The sequence below is a fragment of the Diaphorobacter sp. genome (assembly GCF_050251835.1).
Lineage (GTDB): Bacteria > Pseudomonadota > Gammaproteobacteria > Burkholderiales > Burkholderiaceae_C > JBFXIE01.
Genome location: NZ_JBFWLZ010000020.1, coordinates 1 through 17,488 on the forward strand (window position 1 = coordinate 1; position 17,488 = coordinate 17,488).

14 protein-coding genes are annotated in these 17,488 nt (G+C 60.6%); all 14 read right to left on the reverse strand.

The window, feature by feature from the left end:
• A partial coding sequence (locus AB7E35_RS08630; protein ID WP_428167415.1) for a flagellar biosynthesis protein FlhA occupies positions 1-1,397 on the reverse strand: 1,397 nt, incomplete at its 3' end.
• On the reverse strand, positions 1,394-2,554 hold the full coding sequence (locus AB7E35_RS08635; RefSeq protein WP_428163204.1) for an EscU/YscU/HrcU family type III secretion system export apparatus switch protein: 1,161 nt from the start codon (positions 2,552-2,554) through the stop codon (positions 1,394-1,396). The genes AB7E35_RS08635 and AB7E35_RS08630, both read right to left, overlap by 4 nt.
• Positions 2,555-2,766: 212 nt before the next feature.
• A complete protein-coding gene (locus AB7E35_RS08640) occupies positions 2,767-3,396 on the reverse strand; it encodes a protein phosphatase CheZ (RefSeq protein WP_428163203.1) in 630 nt (209 codons plus the stop codon).
• A gap of 2 nt (positions 3,397-3,398) precedes the next feature.
• Positions 3,399-3,785 (reverse strand): chemotaxis response regulator CheY, encoded by a 387-nt coding sequence (cheY, locus tag AB7E35_RS08645; protein WP_103739120.1) that lies wholly within the window; start codon positions 3,783-3,785, stop codon positions 3,399-3,401.
• Positions 3,786-3,872: 87 nt separating this feature from the next.
• Positions 3,873-4,796 carry a flagellar motor protein MotB gene (motB, locus tag AB7E35_RS08650; protein ID WP_428163202.1) on the reverse strand — a complete coding sequence of 308 codons (924 nt, stop codon included), beginning with the start codon at positions 4,794-4,796 and terminating at the stop codon, positions 3,873-3,875.
• A gap of 12 nt (positions 4,797-4,808) precedes the next feature.
• Positions 4,809-5,669 carry a flagellar motor stator protein MotA gene (gene motA / locus AB7E35_RS08655; RefSeq protein ID WP_428163201.1) on the reverse strand — a complete coding sequence of 287 codons (861 nt, stop codon included), beginning with the start codon at positions 5,667-5,669 and terminating at the stop codon, positions 4,809-4,811.
• Between the two features lie 193 nt (positions 5,670-5,862).
• Positions 5,863-9,468, reverse strand: coding sequence for a glycosyltransferase (locus tag AB7E35_RS08660; protein ID WP_428167416.1), 3,606 nt, complete (start codon positions 9,466-9,468; stop codon positions 5,863-5,865).
• Positions 9,465-10,835 (reverse strand): glycosyltransferase family 2 protein, encoded by a 1,371-nt coding sequence (locus tag AB7E35_RS08665; RefSeq protein ID WP_428167417.1) that lies wholly within the window; start codon positions 10,833-10,835, stop codon positions 9,465-9,467. Before AB7E35_RS08665 ends, AB7E35_RS08660 begins: the two co-directional genes overlap by 4 nt.
• 37 nt (positions 10,836-10,872) lie before the next feature.
• Positions 10,873-11,289, reverse strand: coding sequence for a hypothetical protein (locus tag AB7E35_RS08670; protein ID WP_428163198.1), 417 nt, complete (start codon positions 11,287-11,289; stop codon positions 10,873-10,875).
• Positions 11,290-11,303: 14 nt separating this feature from the next.
• A complete protein-coding gene (locus tag AB7E35_RS08675; protein WP_428163197.1) occupies positions 11,304-12,182 on the reverse strand; it encodes a class I SAM-dependent methyltransferase in 879 nt (292 codons plus the stop codon).
• Between the two features lie 16 nt (positions 12,183-12,198).
• Positions 12,199-13,155 (reverse strand): NAD-dependent epimerase/dehydratase family protein, encoded by a 957-nt coding sequence (locus tag AB7E35_RS08680; RefSeq protein WP_428167418.1) that lies wholly within the window; start codon positions 13,153-13,155, stop codon positions 12,199-12,201.
• Between the two features lie 7 nt (positions 13,156-13,162).
• Positions 13,163-14,575 carry a polysaccharide pyruvyl transferase family protein gene (locus AB7E35_RS08685; RefSeq protein WP_428167419.1) on the reverse strand — a complete coding sequence of 471 codons (1,413 nt, stop codon included), beginning with the start codon at positions 14,573-14,575 and terminating at the stop codon, positions 13,163-13,165.
• Complete coding sequence (locus AB7E35_RS08690) at positions 14,562-15,593, reverse strand: class I SAM-dependent methyltransferase (RefSeq protein ID WP_428163194.1); 1,032 nt, start codon at positions 15,591-15,593, stop codon at positions 14,562-14,564. Before AB7E35_RS08690 ends, AB7E35_RS08685 begins: the two co-directional genes overlap by 14 nt.
• A 56-nt stretch (positions 15,594-15,649) precedes the next feature.
• Positions 15,650-17,488: a thiamine pyrophosphate-binding protein gene (locus AB7E35_RS08695; protein ID WP_428163193.1), complete on the reverse strand. Its 1,839-nt coding sequence runs from the start codon at positions 17,486-17,488 to the stop codon at positions 15,650-15,652.

Below are 17,488 nucleotides of genomic sequence, written 5' to 3' on the forward strand. Positions count from 1 at the left end.
ATCCAGTGCGCAGGCAGGCCGAAGGCCGGGTCGGTGGTGGGGGTGCCGATCAGCGGCGTGGAGATGCCGCCGGGGTTGATGGCCAGGAACATGCCGGGGAAGGCCTCGCCCTCGCCCACCACCACGCCGCGCAGGGTGATGCGGTAGGCGCTGGGCTTGAGCTCCAAGTTGTCGCGCACATGCACGGCGGGCGGCAAAAAGCCCACCTCTTGTGCAAATTTGCGGCGCACACCCTTGATGCGCGTGAGCAGGTCGCCCTGGCGGTTTTTGTCCACCAGCGCGATCAGGCGGTAGCCCAGCTCCAGGCCCAGCAAGTCCACGGGCTGCAGGTCGTCCCAACTGGCCTCGCCGTCCCCTGCTGCGGGGGCGGGGGCTTCCTCTTCCGGCGGCGGGGCCTTCTGGCGCTGCAGCAGCACCCAGGCGCCCCAGCCAAACAGGCTGCCCATGGCCAGGAACACGACATGCGGCATGCCCGGAATCAGGCCCAGCAGGATCAGCACCCCGGCCGTCACCCCCAGCACGCGCGGCGACATGAACAGCTGTTGCACGATCTGCTGGCCCATGTCCGTTTCCTTGCCCACGCGCGAGACCACCATGGCCGAGGCCACCGAGATCAGCAGGCCCGGAATCTGCGCCACCAGCGCATCGCCCACGGCCAGCAGGATGTAGCTGTTGGCGGCCTCGCTGGCCGACAGGCCATGCGACACCATGCCGATGGCGAAGCCGCCCACGATGTTGATGATCAGAATCAAGATGCCGGCCACCGCGTCGCCGCGCACAAACTTGCTGGCGCCGTCCATGGAACCAAAAAAATTGGCTTCTTCCTGCACCTCGAGGCGGCGGCGCTTGGCTTCCTTCTCGTCGATCAGGCCGGCGTTCAGGTCGGCATCGACAGCCATCTGCTTGCCGGGCATGGCGTCCAGCGTGAAGCGGGCCGACACCTCGGCGATACGCTCGGCACCCTTGGTGACCACCACGAAGTTGATCACCACCAGGATGGCAAACACGATCAGACCCACGGCAAAGTTGCCGCCAATCAAAAAGTGACCAAACGCCTCGATCACCGCACCTGCGGCGCCCGGGCCGGTGTGGCCCTCCAGCAGCACCACGCGGGTGGAGGCCACGTTCAGCGACAGGCGCATCAGCGTGGTGAGCAGTAGCACCGACGGAAACGCCGCAAAGTCCAGCGGCTTGAGCATGTAGGCGGCCACCATCATTACCATCAGCGCCACGGCGATGTTGAGGGTGAAGAAGGTGTCCAGCATCCACGCGGGAATGGGCAGCACCATCAGCGCCAGGATGGCCACCACCAGCATCGGGGCCGATAGCCCCTGCAGGGCCACGCCGTTGGTGCCGGCCCATTGCCTCATGGATTGGATCGAATTGGGCGTCGTCATTTTGTGGCTCCGGCCGCGGTGGCAAGCGGCTTGTGGTGCGGATCGAGTTCAGGCGGCACGTAGGGGTCGGGCTGCGCTTCGGGCATGCGGCCCTCGCCGCGCATTGCGGCCTTCAGGCGATAGACATAGGCCAGCACCTGCGCCACAGCGGTGAACAGCTGGGCGGGAATGGGCTGATCGAGCTCGGCGTGGGCATACAGCGCGCGCGCCAGCATGGGCGACTGCAGCACCGGCACCTTGTGCTGCTGGGCAATCTCGCGGATCTTGAAGGCCAGCAGGTCCGTGCCCTTGGAGATGACCTGCGGCGCGCCCATCACGGCCTCGTCGTAGCGCAGCGCCACCGCGTAGTGGGTGGGGTTCATCACCACGAAGTCGGCCTTGGGCACTGCGGAGATGCTGGCGCGGTCGGCAATCTCGCGCTGCTTTTGCCGGATCTTGCCCTTGACCTCCGGGCTGCCTTCAGATTCCTTGTGCTCTTGCTTGACCTCCTGGTGGCTCATCTTCATGCGCGACTTGAAGAAGAACGCCTGCAGCGGCACGTCCACCACCGCAAACGCAAACACCACCAGCAGCTGCAGACTGACGCCGGCGACGATCCAGTCAGCCACGTGGCGCAGCGACTGCGGCGAGGGCTGCAGCACCAGCAGTGCCATTTCTTCGATGCTGTGCCCCATGTAGTTCCATGCCACCGCCGTCAGGATGGCGCTCATCAGCACCATCTTGGCCACGTTGGCCAGCTGCTGCTTGGAAAACAGGTTGGCAAAACCCGACAGCGGGTTGAGCCGATTGAACTGCGGCGTGACGGGCTTGAAGCTGAAGATCCAGCCGCCCGCGCCCACGGCGCTGGCCAGCGCGGCGGCGCCGGTCAGCAGCGCAAACGCGGCGCTGGCAAGCAGCCCCACCCCCACCATGGACTGCATGCGCGACAGCATCTGGCCGGGCGCCTGTACGGTGGCTGCGTCAAACACCAGCTGCATGCGCATGGCGCGCTCCAGGTACTCGACGAACCACGGCGCCAGCACCAGCAGCGCCACGGCACCCACACCCAGGATGGCCAGGTGCGACAAGTCCCGCGACCGGGCCGCCTGGCCGTCGGTGCGTGCCTTCTGGAGCTTTCGCTCCGTGGCGGGTAGGTTTTTGTCTTGGCTCGAATCCATGGTGGCATGACCTCAGGGCCATGCCATTGTCGGGAGCCGCAGGAAAAGCTAAAGCCCGAATAAAGGGGCAGGTGCGGCGCTATTCGCGGTGGCAGGCAGAGCCACGTTGCCGCTGATGTGCTATCGGGGTAATAGCAGCAAGCCTCCGATTGGCGGAGTCTGGTTGCACCCGGCGGTGTCCGGCGGTGCTTTTTCGGGCCAAACTGGAGCCGTCAAAACCCCAGGCTGGCCAGCAGGTCATCCACCTGCGACTGGTCGGTGACCACGTCGGGCGTGGCCCCCGGGTTGACCACGGGGCCTTGCAGGCGTTCGCGTTGCGGCTCGGGTGTGGCGGGCGGCTGCGCGCCGGGCGGCGCGGTCTGCAGCAGCAGCTGCACCAGTTGCTGCTCCAGCGTGCTTGCCAGGTTCACCACGCGGGCGATCACCTGGCCGGTGAGGTCGTGAAAGTCCTGCGCCATCATGATCTCGGTCAGGTGGCTGTCGGCTTCCTTGGTCACGCGATCGACGTCGGTCAGAAAGTTGTACACCTCGCCCCTGGCCACGGCAGCCACCGGATCGGCCACCAGCGAGGTGACCACGCGTTTCGTCTCCGAGGCCATGTAGTCGTGCAGCGACTTGGCCTGCTCCACGCGGCCCAGCACCTTTTCGGCCGCCTCGCCCGTCAGCCGCGCAATGTAGGACAGACGGCTTTGCGCATCGGGCAGCTCACCCATGCTGCCGCGCAACTGGTCGGCATAGCCCAGCTCGGTGAGTGCGGTGTGCAGCTGGCGCGTCAGCAGGCCGATTTTTTGGTGGACGTCGTCCGCCGCGCCGGCGGGCATGCCTTGATCCGCAGCTCCCATGGTTACAGCCCCAGCTTCTTGAGGATGAGCGTCACCTTTTCTTCGAGCGTGGCTTTGGTGAATGGCTTGACGATATAGCCCGCAGCGCCGCCCTGGGCTGCGGCGACGATGTCTTCCTTGCGCGCCTCGGCCGTCACCATGAGCACTGGCAGATGCTTGAGCGTGTCGTCCTTCTTGATCTCGGTCAGCAGCTGAAAGCCGTTCATGTTGGGCATGTTGATGTCGGTGACCACGAAGTCGAACTTGCTGTTGCGCAGCTTGTTGAGCGCTACCACGCCGTCCTCGGCCTCGTCGGCCTCGGTGTAGCCGCTTTCCTTGAGCAGATTGCGGACGATGCGCCGCATGGTGGAGAAGTCATCAACGATCAGAAAACGAAGGGCGGAGGACACAAAGGACCCTTTCGGTGCAAAAGAGGGGCGAGATTGGGAGGGCTATTGTCGTCAGTCACCGACGGCGTGACAAGTTGTTACCGACGCTCAGGGGTTTAATGCAGGATTGTCCGGCTTTTCGGCCGGGGTTTTCTCCTGGGGGAATAAGACATTCCTCTTGCCCATGAGTCGTTCCTCTGCCTCGTGCGTCAATACGGTAATGGTGATGCGGCGATTGACTGGCGCGCGCGGGTTGTCCGGCTCCAGCAGATCGCTGGCCGCCAGGCCTACCACGCGGCCCAGTTTGTCGTCGGGCATGCCGGCGGCCACCAGTTCGCGGCGCGAGGCATTGGCGCGGTCGGCAGACAACTCCCAGTTGCTGTAGCCGCGCTCGCCGTTGCCATAGGGCACGGCATCGGTGTGACCAGCCAGGCTGATGCGGTTTTCCACTTCGCCCAGCGCCGCGCCGATCTCGCGCAGGATGTCGCGCATGTACGGCTTGACCAGTGCGCTGCCGCTGTCGAACATGGGGCGGTTTTGCTCGTCCACGATCTGAATCTGCAACCCGTCGGGGGTCAGGTCCAGGCGGATCTGCGAGCGGTACTCATTGAGGCGCGGGTTGCCCGTGATCATGGCGTCGATCTTGGTCTGCAGCGCCTTAATGCGCTCGGCGTCGATGCGGGCGCGCTCGGCGCGCAACGCGTCGGGGCTGAACTGGTTTTTCTCGGCGCTGGAGCGGCGCACCTGGCCGTGCACTTTGGTCAGGTCATTGCCGCCGCCCGGGATGATGCTGGAGCTGTTGCCCGCTCCGTCGCCGCCTTGCATGGCTACCTTGAGCGGCGACTGAAAATACGAAGCAATGCCCTGCAGGTCGCCCTGGGCCGTGGAGCCCAGCAGCCACATCAGCAAAAAGAAGGCCATCATGGCCGTCATGAAGTCGGCGTAGGCAATCTTCCAGGCGCCGCCGTGCGCGGCGTGCGCGCTTTTCTTGACGCGCTTGATGATGATGGGCTGGAGCTTTTTTTCTGCCACGACCACCCCCGCCTACTTTTTGCCCTTGACGTGCGCTTCCAGCTCGGCAAAGGTCGGGCGGTCGCCAGAGAACAACACCTTGCGCCCAAACTCGATCGCCGTGGCCGGGTTGTAGCCCTGCATGCTGGCCAGCAGGGTGGACTTGATGCACTCGTATTCCTTGGCGGCGTCTGCGGCCTTTTGCTCCACCAGTCCGGCGATCGGCTCCACAAAGGCATAGCCCAGCAAAATACCCAGGAAGGTGCCCACCAGCGCCGAGCCCACCATGCCGCCCAGCACCGCCGGCGGCTGGCCCACCGAGCCCATGGTGTTCACCACCCCCAGCACGGCGGCCACAATGCCGAAGGCCGGCAAGCCGCCGGCCACACGGTTGAGCGCCGCCACCGGCGCATGGGCCTCCTGGTGGTGGGTGTCGATCTCGTTGTCCATCAGGGCTTCGATCTCGTGCGAATTGAGGTTGCCCGACACCATCATGCGCAGGTAGTCGGTGGTGAATTCGACCACATGCGGGTCAGAGCCCACGGTGGGGAATTTCTTGAAAAGCTCGGACTCGTGCGGTGCCTCCACATCCGCCTCGATCGCCATCAGGCCCTCTTTGCGGGCCTTTTGCAAAATCTCGTAGAGCATCGCCATCAGCTCCAGATAGCGCGCCTTGGTGTATTTGGAGCCCTTGAGCGCCGCAGGAATGGCCTTCAGGGTGGCCTTGATCACCTTGGGCTGGTTGTTGACGATGAACGCCCCCAGTGCCGCGCCACCGATGGTGGCCATTTCAAAGGGGAGCGCCTTGAGCACCACACCAATGGCGCCGCCATGCAGGATGAACACGCCAAAGACGCAGACCAGGCTGACGATGTATCCAATGATGACGTTCATTAAGGCGGTTCAGAAGCGTGGGTGGGCTGGTGAGAACAACCGCACCCAGTCAAGCTAGGCCGCGGCGAGAATGCACGGTAGTGATAATGGTATCGGATTGAACGGGCGCCACTTGAGAACTAGTCCGCTGACCCGTAAGGATCGGCCGTGGTGCGCCTAGTCGGATCGGAGTACGGCTCGTTTAGCGATTCACTCAGTCTGGCAGCCAAGCTTGCAGCCAGTTTTGTAGGTGTGCGCCTTCCAGCATCCAATGCTGGTGCACGGCCTTTCGCAGCGCGTCGCCTGATGCCGCCGATGCGTCCAGATCGGCCAGGTGCATGCGGATGGCGTCCACCCAGTTCTTGTAGCGGTTCTTCACGCGCGTCACGGGCAAGCCGCATTGGTAGGGCGCTACGTCGCTGCATACCACGGGGTAGCCACAGGCGCCGTACTCCAACAGCTTCAGGTTGCTTTTGCAGTCGTTGAACAGATTGTGTTCCAGGGGGGCCACCGCCAGGTCGAGGTTCAAACTGGCAAGCTTATGAGGGTACGACGCAATGTTGACGGGCGTGTGGTGCTCGTGCAAGTAAGGGCGCATGGGCGCTGGGCACATGCCCAGAAACACCCACTCCACCTCACCTGCCAGGGCCTTAACCACGTCGGCGATCAGTTCCAGGTCGCCCTGGTGGCTTGAGCCGCCTGCCCAGCCGACGCGCGGGCGCTGGCCCTGGCGGCGCAGGCTGGAGAGGTGGCCCCAACGTTCGGGGGGCAGCCGGTTATGCACTACACGAATGTCGCGGTGCAGCTTTGCCATTGCTTCGGCCAAGGGGGTAGTGGAGACGACCAGCCGATCTGTCAGATCGAGCCAGCGTTTCAATACCCTTTGCATGTCTTGCGGTAGTTGGCCCCGGTGTCCATTCTTCATGGGCAGGTTGAGCAGGTAGTCGTCCAGTTCAGCCACTTTGAACGCCTGGGTGAAGGGTACTGTGCGGCGTACCGTCTCGAACGGCACATCGCCCACCAAGCGCTGGAGCACCCAAGCGTCAGGACGTAGGCGCTCCATCTCCACCGGGCCGTAGTGGTATTCGCTCACGCGTACATCGGCCAGTCCGGCATTCGCCATGGCCTGGCCGGGGTGGATGATGCGGTAGTGGCCGCAGCCGAAGGCGTCTGCATTTACTGCTAACACCACCGGCAGTGGGCGCCAGGGCAATGGATCCCAGTTCAAGCGCGTATCTGTTTCCACGGCGAACTCCGTGGACTGGAGCGACAGGTTGCGGTTGTAGGCCGGGTCGTGCGCCAGCGCGGGCAGCCAGCGTCGGTACATCTCGTCCTGCGCAAGCGCGCGTTGTTGGTCGAACGCCTCGGGAGGCGTAGAGGTCAGGGTGGCGCCCTTCTCGTGCAGCAGCACGGCGTGGGGCGTCCACACCGTCAGGTAGCCTGCCGCGCGTGCGCGCAGGCATAAATCGATGTCGCCGCAGATAAGCGGGAATGCATCGGCATCCATGCCGCCCAGTTCGTCGTAGAGCGCGCGGCGCACCATCAGGCAGGCAGCGCTGACGGCGCTGTAGTTCTGGTCAATCTCCAGCCGGTGCATGTAGCCCGGTGCGTCGGCTTCGGCCCCGGAGAACGGGTAGCCTGCCATGCCGTGCAGCCCAAGCAGCAGTCCGGCGTGCTGCACCTGACCATTGGGGTAGAGCAGCTTGGCGCCGACCACGCCCACCTCGGGGCGCTGCGCGTGGTTGAGCAGCGCGTCGAGCCAATCGCCTTGCGCGATGGCTGTGTCGTTGTTCAGCAGCACCAGATAGTCACCGCGCGCCTCGCGTGCGCCTAGGTTGTTCATGGCGGCGTAGTTGAACGGCTGCGGATAGCGCAGCACGCGGATGCGCGCTTCGCCCAGTGCCGCCAGGCCGTCGAGCCAGGTGCAGGCGGCGGGCTCGGTGCTGCCGTTGTCCACCAGCAGGATCTCGTAGTGCGGATAGGTGGTCCTCTCCAGTAGCGAGTTGACGCAGCGTTCTAGTAAGGCGAATTGGTCCCTGGTGGGGATGATGATGGACACCAGCGGCTGCGCCTGGTGCCCATAGAGAACGCGGTAGCGGCCCGCCAGGGAAGCATCGACCGTGGCGTTGTCGTAGCCACGCGCGCGCAAATGTTTGGCAATTGCTGCCAGTTCATGTGCGTTGTTCGCCAGCAGCGGTGTGTGGGTGACCAGCAGGGGTTCGTGTATGTGTGCCAAGCCGTTCAATCCGCCGGCTTCGATCAGGCGCAACAGTAGTTCGAATTCCGGGGCCTGCGCATAAGCTGCATCGAAGCCTCCAGCCTCCAGGAACACATCGCGGCGGAACAGCCAGTGCCGAGCCATGTTCGCGGGGCAGGATAGCAGCATGTCCAGGTTGAAATCCGGGAGGAACATGGGAGTCGGCTCACCAGAGTCAGTTGGCACGAGCGCATCGGCAAAGACGGCGCGGCACTGCGGCGCGGCTAGCAACTCCAGCATCACGATGGGCAAACCCGAGGGGGTGAAATATTCGCCCGCATTCACCACCAGAAGCCAGTCGCACGCACCGGCTTGTACCAGTTGGTGGATGGCGTCAAGCTGCTCGGTGGCCGTTATGGCGGCAACGTTGCACAACTGGGGCAACTGGCTATGAGCGGCATTCGCGCCCAGTACGATGATGGACTGTGGCGTGAACGCCGACGGCAGCGCTGCAAGGCTTTGCAAGGTGGCACCCAGGCTGCTGCCTGACTGACCTTGGGTGCGGATGAAGAGGGTTAGTGAGAGCGGAGCTTTGGCTTGGTATTGCGTCATCAAGCGCGACTGCGCGGGTGTTGGAACGCGCTCGGCCAGCCATTGGCTCAAAGGAGGCTGACCGTTGTCTGCGGCGCAGGCGGCCGTGCTGGCAGCCAGCTTTCTGCGCTGCTGGTGCGTGGACAATCCGGCGTATGCTCGGGCGGCGCTTTGTGTCACTTCGATGAAGTTTTGTACGCTTTGTCGCGCCTGTTCGCGTGCCGCGGCGAGGTGTCTGGCTCTCTCTGCCGGGAGATCCGGAACCAAGGAAAAATCCAGGCACGCTTCCTCTACGGTCGGGATACCGTATTTTTCGAGGTTGAACTGTTTTAAGTAATCTGACTGAATGAAGATCGAGGGGCAGCCGCATGCATAGGCTTCAGCCACCATATTGGAAGGCTCATAGCAATACAGAACTTTGGTGGAGCGCAAAATATCTGCAATCTCCTCGGCGGATCGGGGAATTTCTTGGCACAGGTTGATGCCGTTTTGCCGAATCGTATCCGCTATTCTCCCGCCGAATGCAAGATACTTGTGAGCGTAGTAGCAAAATCCTGTTCTTTGAGTGGTGGAGGTATTTTCATCGTTGAAGATTCGTTCATCGACAGGGGGTAAGAAAAGTCGCCCACTGTGCGCCTCACCTTGTAGAACCCATTCGTCCCAATAAAAAATGATGTCGTTGGGATTAATGCTGGCATGCCCACCAAGATGGCCTGCCTTATTGAGCAACCAACGTGCAACTACAGGCTCTTGGAGCGGGTTGTCACGTATGACCTCTGGATAAACGGCGATCGGTGTGCGGTGGGTATCTTTGTGCCTTTTCTGGATCTCATGGGTCAACACAGGGGTGCGCAGCCAAGGGCTTTGGAGTTGCGAAGTAATGTATGCCTCATAACCTAGTTCGTTAAGTATGTGGCATAAATAATGCAACATCCGAGGTCCTGCCGTTTTCTGAGAGAAATCAGGACTGACGATGTAATACGGCCCATGGCGGCTTTGGTAGAAACTAGACCCCGGTTGGTAAGGAGTCATGTTTTTTCCTCCACATACGCCAATCCATCAACACTGATGATGGTTGTTCCGGGTGCAAGAGTGGTCGAAACTGTATCAATCACATCATTAATGAAGGTACGACGGGTTGCGATAACCAGGCAATCTATTTTTGCACTGCTGATAGACTCAGGGGGCGAAACTTTTAGGTCGGCGTATTCCAATGCGTCACCGTGGAAGACCTCCTCCTTGTCGGTAACCCAGACCATATTTGCATGGAGGTCAGGGCTCTTTCTAAGAAAACTGTAACCCCTGCCCTGTATACCCCAGAGGCCGATGCGTGCGTTTGGGCAGGTGCCGACAAATTCCCTGACCAAGCGAGCCAAGCCTTCCGCCTCGTGATCGGCTTCTATGCAAAGCTTGCTCTCATTCATGAACGCATTCCAAAAAGCCGGGCGCGATGCAGCATCCGGAATGGCTTCGTGCATGACGATGTCGAAGCCCTTGTTTTCCTCGGGAAAGCACTGCATGCGCGCAAAAAGTCGGCCAGCCATGTCGTAATAGCTGCTCCACAAGCGTTGCATACCTTCGGCGCCAAATCCTTGGCCTTCGAGCCAGCGAAAAAACTGGTGAATACCGAAAATCATGTTCTTGTTGGCGTAGGCCTTCCATTCCCATGCGCCGACGCATTGCAGCATGCAGGGTTCGCCGATGTAGGCGATGGGTTGGCCCGCAACGCGAGGCACGGTCAGCATTGCATGGGGGAAGCAATCATCAACGAGCACGGAAGAGCCGTCAACGCTGGCACTGGGCTTCAGCCAATTGAGTGCATCCACGAAAAACTGCCGCCGGGTGACAAAGCAGAATGTGCCGCTGAACAAGGCGGAAGGGTTTTTCCCTGGCAGAAAGACGAGTTCTTCCAGTTGTGAAAGATGCAGCCATTCACGGGAATCACATTGGAGGTTCTTCAGCAGAAACTCCGGAATGGCCGGCTTCGCCTGGCGGATGAGGCGGCTGCGCAACGAGGGACCAATCCAACCGAAATTGACATAGTGATAGCTGACGTGGGGGGCGGCAGAGATAGAATCCATAATGCGTGCAATGCCGCCGGGCAAAACGATGTCGTCGTCGCTGATAACCCACACATAATGGCCGCTGGCGAGCTTGGCGGTAACGTTCAGCAGGTTGTTGCCGAATCCCAAGTTACTGGCATTTTTTCCATAAATGATGGGAAGGCGACTTGCCTTGACCACCGCCTCGGTATGATCGGTCGATGCGTTGTCCGAGACAACGATTTCCAGCCGATCCAGGAAAGGGGCGCTTTCCCTGGCAATATTTTCGAGTAAAGGTTCTAGCAACTCTGCTCGATTGCAGGTTGGAATGCATAGGGAGAGAAGTGGCTGGGACAACGTTCGACCTATAGGTAAATAAAAATCGATCCTAGATTCAAATGGCGGTGATGTTGATGTCCAGGCTGCCGCCGCTGATTTTACCGGTCCGGATGGGATGATCCAGCACATGCAGACCATATATATGATCATGCCATCCTGCTGGTGCGTTATTCTGTCGAACGCGCATTTCTTCCATTTTTCGGTACTCGTGTGCTTGATTGAATTCTTTGATTGCTAGCATCTCTCCGTACCATTGATTGTTGGTGAGTAAATCATTGATTTCATCAAAATATAAAATAGTTGCGGGCAGGTGTTTGTTGGGGGTTGATTCAGAGATTTTGAAAACCGCCGAAGTTGAATTATAAAGATCGACATCAGCTGAAACAAAACCAAGCCATACACCGAATGCATATGGCGGACGCTGTATTTGATCCTTGTAGATCATCTGACCTGTGTTGGGAGCGTCTTTCACGGTGTTGTCTGGATTTATTTTAATTTGGCAATGATTTGCAGGATTTTAAAATTTTCGTTGTCGGTTTTTATTGCGGTTGACTGACTGTTGATTATGTTTAATGTGCATTGATCCAGTAATTTCTCCATCGATGAAATGGAGAAAAAATTAATGTGCTCATGCCAATGTTTTTTGTTTTTCAGTCGAGTATTTTTGTCTTCTTGCATTACGGGTTCGTGTGGCACCTCAAGATAGAGGGTGCTGCTTTTATCCATGCGCAGGCAAATGGCCTGCAGTATGTCGCAGGGGTAGGGGACATGTTCCAAAACTTCGCTGCAAACGATCAAATCATATGCCGAGGCAAGTGTTTCCTGTGCTGAGACGCTTTTCGCGCCAGCGATGGTGGGCTTTTGGCTGATGTCGTAGATGTGGAGGCATTTGTTCTTGCTCTTGAAGGGGGTGTTTTTCCCCGTGTCTCCGCCCCAATCCAAAATTGCAGGGTTGGGCGCAATGTGGGGGGCAATGAAGTTTTCTATCTGGTCAAGGTAGGGGATGTCTGCAAGCAGTAACCGATTGCGCTCCCGGTAGCCTGGTTCGTAGAGTTCCCGCAACTCCACATAGTCTGGGCCGCGATAGTCTTGGTAGAGCCGGGACAACTCGGCATCGCTAAAACGCATGTCGAGAAAAAGAAAGTCACACACCCCGCAATACAGGGAGTTGCATATGGAGTATGCGTGTCCATTGGCAATGGTGTTCAGTCCCCAGGAGGCGTCGATGACGACGGGGCGCCAGCCAAACACCCGGTGCGCGACAAACGGCATAAGGATGGCTGGTGAGGCTTGCAGTTGCATATTGCCGCAGCAGACGCACTGTGTGGCAATGCGTTCGCGCGGTGTAGATGGAATGGTGGTCATGGCTTGGCCGCTCTGTTTAGTGCGGTTTGACGGTGTGCTCAATGGCCTGCGCCAGCGTGTGGTGCAAATGCAAACCCAGTGCGTTGCGGGCTTTGGCGGTGCAAGGTACGTACCGCTGCCTGGCACTGTCGGCGCCTGCCGCAGCAGCTATGTGCACGGGCTTGCCTGGCGCCAGCAGGTCGCGCACCAGTTCCGCCAATTCGCGGATGGTGATGGCCGCTTCCGAGCCGACGTTGTACGCATGGCCTGCTTGGCCGTTGCGCAGCAAGGCTTCCAACCAGTACGCTAGATCGCGCTGGTCCATGTAGGAGCGAACGGGGGTGCCGTCGCCGCTGACGGTGATTGTGGGCGCAGTCAGGGCATCGCGGATGAAGTTGCCGATGGCGAAGTGCACGTTCAGCGGCAAGTCCTGGCCTATGAAGGCAAAGCAACGTGCCACCACGGTCTCGACGCCATACTGCTGCTGGTACAGGGCGCACAAATGCTCGGCGCAGCGCTTGGCAATGCCGTATGCGTGTTCTGGCCGTAGTGGATCGGGAATGCCGTTGTAGGTCTCGGGAATGGCATCCATGCCGGGTGGCTGCGGGCCATAGACGCCACCGGAGCTTGTGAGCAGAAAGCGGCCAATGCGATGCTGTGCCGCATAGTCCAGCAGGTGGCGCGTGCCATCGACGATCTGCGCATAGCGCTGCATGGGGTTCAGTTGGGGGCCACGGGTCGAGTCGGCAGCCGCATGCAGCACATGGGTGAAGCCACCGGCTGGCGGCAGCGATGCGGGGTCGAGGATGTCGCCCCGGTGCAGGCGCAGCCAGGGCTGGTGCGCGAATTCAGGGTTGCGTGCCAAAAAATCCTGCGGTGACCGGCTAAGTAGGGTGATCGAAGGCGCATCCTGGCCTGTGCCATGCAATGCCTGCCAGTGTCGCAAAAGGGCCTTGCCAAAAAAACCCGTACCTCCGGTGAGAAGTAGCTCCATGGTTGGTTCAGTTTTTTGGGGCGGCTGTAGGGGGGATGTCCTTTTTCCGGGCTATCCGGGCAAGGTACCACTCCTGTGCCATGGCTTGGATCCGGCTGGATGTGTCACCAGTGTTCTCGCACATGTCGACCTGCCGCCGCAACGTGGCGATTTCATCGGGAGTGCAGTGCGCAAGGATTTCTTCTTTCGCCAACTGTGGATCTACTTCGGGAGTCCAGTCATCAATAATCCTCCCATCGCTATCGATATTCTCGTTGAGGCCACACTGCTCTAACGTGTCGAGAAAATTCTGGTATGCCGTTCGATAGCGTTTGCTTGCTGCGTCATAATCGCAGCGCGATAGGAAAAAATTGATATTTAGTGTTTCTGGCAGGTTTCGTTCGGCGACGAATGGCAGACAGAAGAATTCACACATCTCCCTGACTCGTGCATCGTGGGCAATGAAGACGGCTGGTTTTCCTGCGTGGATGGCGGGGGTTAATCCGTGCATTCTCGCGCCAAATGCAAAATCAATGGTTTCCATGAATTTCTTCCAGGTCGGGTAGGCTGAAAAGTAATGCACTAACCCTTTCTCCAAGAGTGAAATGATTGGAGTCAGATCTTGGTATGATTTTTTGGCGGACTGGATGCTTTTGCTGGATATTTTTCCTGGGTAATGCAGAGCTTGAATTGCGAGGCCGAATTCTTGTTCTATGTAGTGGTAATTGGAGTGTTCGGCGAATTGGAGAAAATCCGCAATCCTGCTGTGAGGATTCTTCTGATAATTAGAGTAGCATACCGCGACTCGGCGTGGATCTTGGGGCGGCTGCAGGAGCGATGATTTCAGTGCGGGGCCGTTGAGAAAGAGAGAGGGGCAGCCTAAGGGGACGGCGTTTTTGATTCCGAGACGGCTCAGGGTTTCAGCCGAATATGTACCACGCGTTCCAACGATTGGCGACCGATCTGCAATCGTTTTTAGGTAGCGCACGACCTTGGGCGATAGAGTTTTATGTAAATCTGTGATGTATTCGTAGCTTTGAGCTTGTATGGACTCACTTAGGCTGAAGAATGGGATTTTCAACCGTTCGATGAAGTTGATCACATATTCGAATGCATATCCGTCCTCGTCGAATGGCGGAGGGGCGATGCGGCAGGGCAGAAAAAAGATAACCTTGGAGAACTTTTCATTGACTTCCTCTGGGGACATCTGGAAGTTCCAGATGCCAAAGTTCCTGCCCGAGGTTAGTAGGGCGCCACCGTAGGTGTATGCGATATCTCCGCTGTTGATCAAGCGAGCATGGTGTGGATAGTTGGCTCCGGTTTTCGCAAGGCTCGTGAGCGATGGTAGAAAACCGATCAGCGTGGGCCGGTTGTCGGGATAACTTGCGCCCGACGGGCGAATATGACCACGCTTTGTGGGTGGGTGGTTATTCGTAGTCATAGATCTCTTCCAGGCCAATGAGCCGCTCGGGGGGCAACCCCAGGCCCAGCAGATGCTGCCGGATGGCCGTGCCGAACCGGATAGAGCAGATGAGCAGCGGGTAGGCACCATGGCGCTCGGGGTCGTAGGCCGCCACGGTGTGGCCTGCTACTTGCCGCCCCCATTCGGCGGGCGAAGTGTCGGCAAGTGCCAGGATGGGAAGGGCGTCCGCCAGGGGCAGTACATAGTTATGGAAGTCGCCGCCGATGCCGTAGGCAACGAAGGGGCCGCCGATGCGCTGGTGAAAGCGCTGCAGCAACAGAACACGTTGTTCTGCAGCGCTGGGCTGAACGCGGGCCAGGGCCCGGATCGAATCCGGGTACACCGGCGACTCGTAGTGCCCCAGCGAAAGCTGGTGGCAGGTCAAGCCCTGGCTGGCCAGCAGCATGGTCAGGGAGGCGGGGGTGAACTGGTGCAGGTGCTCGGGGTTGCAGTCGCTGGCCAGCAGGGGGTGGCCCGCGCCGTGGGGGACTTCGATCAGCACCTGCCCGCCGGGCGCCAGCAGCGCGTGCCACGCCTGGAGCTCCAAGCCGGGATCGGCAATGTGCTCGAGCACGTGAAAGGACGCGATCAGGTCGTAGGGGGCGGATTCGACCTGGGCCGCCGGGGTGGAAAAAACCCGGTTCAGCCGTTGGCGTGCCAGATCTTTGTCGTGCGATAGTTCCACGCCGTCGTACACCACCAGGTGGCTTTTTTTGATGGCCTGGCCCAGCGCGCCCTCGGCGCAGCCTACCTCCAGGATGCGCTGCACCTGAGGCGTGAGCAAATCCGTGAGCGCGGCTGCCCGGCTGGCGGTTTTCTGCTGGAACCAGGGCGTCTGCAGGTCGTTGCGCCGGGCCAGCGATGCGTAATAACAGCTACCCGCCTGCGCTGCAGGGCCACGCCAGCGGTGTCCGCAGCGCAGGCACCGGGCGTAGGCCGGGCTGGCGGGCAACGCGGCAGCAGGTGCGCAACAGCAGGGGCAGGCGACGGTAGTCATGTTGTATTACATGCTTATTAGGCCTCTGGCGCTTACCTAGCAAGCGCAAGCAGCTCTCATTTTTGATTGTGCTCGTTGCCTCTTGCTGTCAGCGAAACCGGGCTCAAGGGCACGATCATCTCGGCCTGTAGTTGCCGCAGCGGCAGCAGCGGGCTCATGTCTTCCAGCGGCATCGAGGCCATGGAACCATTGGCTTGCGGCACAGCGGCCACCTTGGGCGCCAGCGCTTCGTCGCGCTGCAGCACCACTTCCACAATCAGGGGCCGGGGCTGGGCCATGGCCGCTGCCAGGCCAGGGGCCAACTCGGCAGCGTCGCTGATGCGCAGGAAAGGCAGCCCGTAGGTGCGCGCCAGGTCTTGCAAGTCAGGCATCCACAGCCCGGCTTCAGGGCCGGTGCCGACGTAGCGGGCCTCGAAGTAGTTGCGTTGCGTGTTGCGGATGGAGGCATAACCGCCGTTGTTCATCACCACCAGGCAGATCGGCAGGTTCTGGCCGCGCAATGTCGCCAACTCCTGCAGGTTCAGTTGCAGGCTGCCATCGCTTTCCACCGCCACCATGGGGCGGCGGTCATTGGCCAGGCAGGCGCCGATGGCGGCGGGCAGGCCGTAGCCCATGGCGCCCAGGCCCGATGTGAGGAACACGCGCTGGCCGGGCCGGTTGCGGAACACGGTGTAGAACACTTCGACGGCCAGGCCCGAGCTGCCGGTGCTGACCAGCGTGTTGGCGGGGATGGCGTCCGAGAGTGCGTCGGCAAACTGGAAGTGGCTGATCGCGCCCTGGTTGGGGAAGGGTTGGCCGTCGTTGACGCAGTAGCGTGCCTTCCAGTCGGCGCAGCGTGCCAGCCACTGTGGGCGTTCATAGCGGCCACCGTCCAGCGTGGCCGTGAGTGCGGTGATGAAATCACCCGCATCACTGGTCACTGCTACATCCATGGTCATGTCAAGCTTGGCGATCTCGTGCGCGTCCACGTCCACCACCACCTTGCGCGCGTGGCGTGCAAAGTCGCGCGGGGCGTAGGCGGTGATGATGTTGTCCAGGCGGCTGCCAATGGCGATGAGCAGGTCTGCGTTTTGTACCGCGAAGTTGGGCGCGCGCAGCGCCACCACGCCGGGGCGGCCCACATATAGCGGGTGCTCATAGGGCAGCAGATCCAGGGCGTTCCAGGTGGTGACCACGGGGACGCCGAGGGCCTCCACCCATTTCTGGAAGGCTTGGGCAGCTCCGCTCAGGCGCACGCCGTGCCCGGCCAGGATGAGCGGGCGTTCGGCGCCCTCCAGCAGTGTGCGTATCTGCGCAAGCTGGGCTGGGTCGATCGTGGGGGCTGCAGGTGCATCGGGCTGCCAGGCTTCAAGCGTGGTGGGGTCGATGGGTGCGCCCTGCACGTCCAGCGGCACGTCGATCCACACCGGCCCGGCGCGGCCCGTGCGAGCCAGGAAGGTGGCGCGCTCCAGTTCGCGGCGGATGTCATCGGGGTGTTCGATGGTCACGGCATATTTGGTGATGGGGCGCACGATGCTGACGATGTCCACCTCCTGCACGCCCTTTTGCCGCAGTGGCGAATCGCGCAGCAGGTCGGCGCGCTTGACCTGACCCGAAAGCACCAGCAGCGGTACCGATTCGATCCATGCTCCCGCCACGGCGGTGACGGCGTTGGTCGCACCAGGGCCGGTGGTGACCATGGCCACGCCAATGTTCTGCTGGATGCGGCCATAGGCTTCGGCGGCAATAGCGGCAGCCTGCTCGTGGTGGCAGGCCACCACTTCCAGGCGCGGGTGCTTGCCCACGGCGTCGTTAAGGTGCATGGCGCCGCCGCCCGGCAGCAAAAAGACATGGCCCACGCCCAGCGTGGCGATGAATTCGGCGATGTAGTCGGCAACGCGATAGGGGGTCGGCAC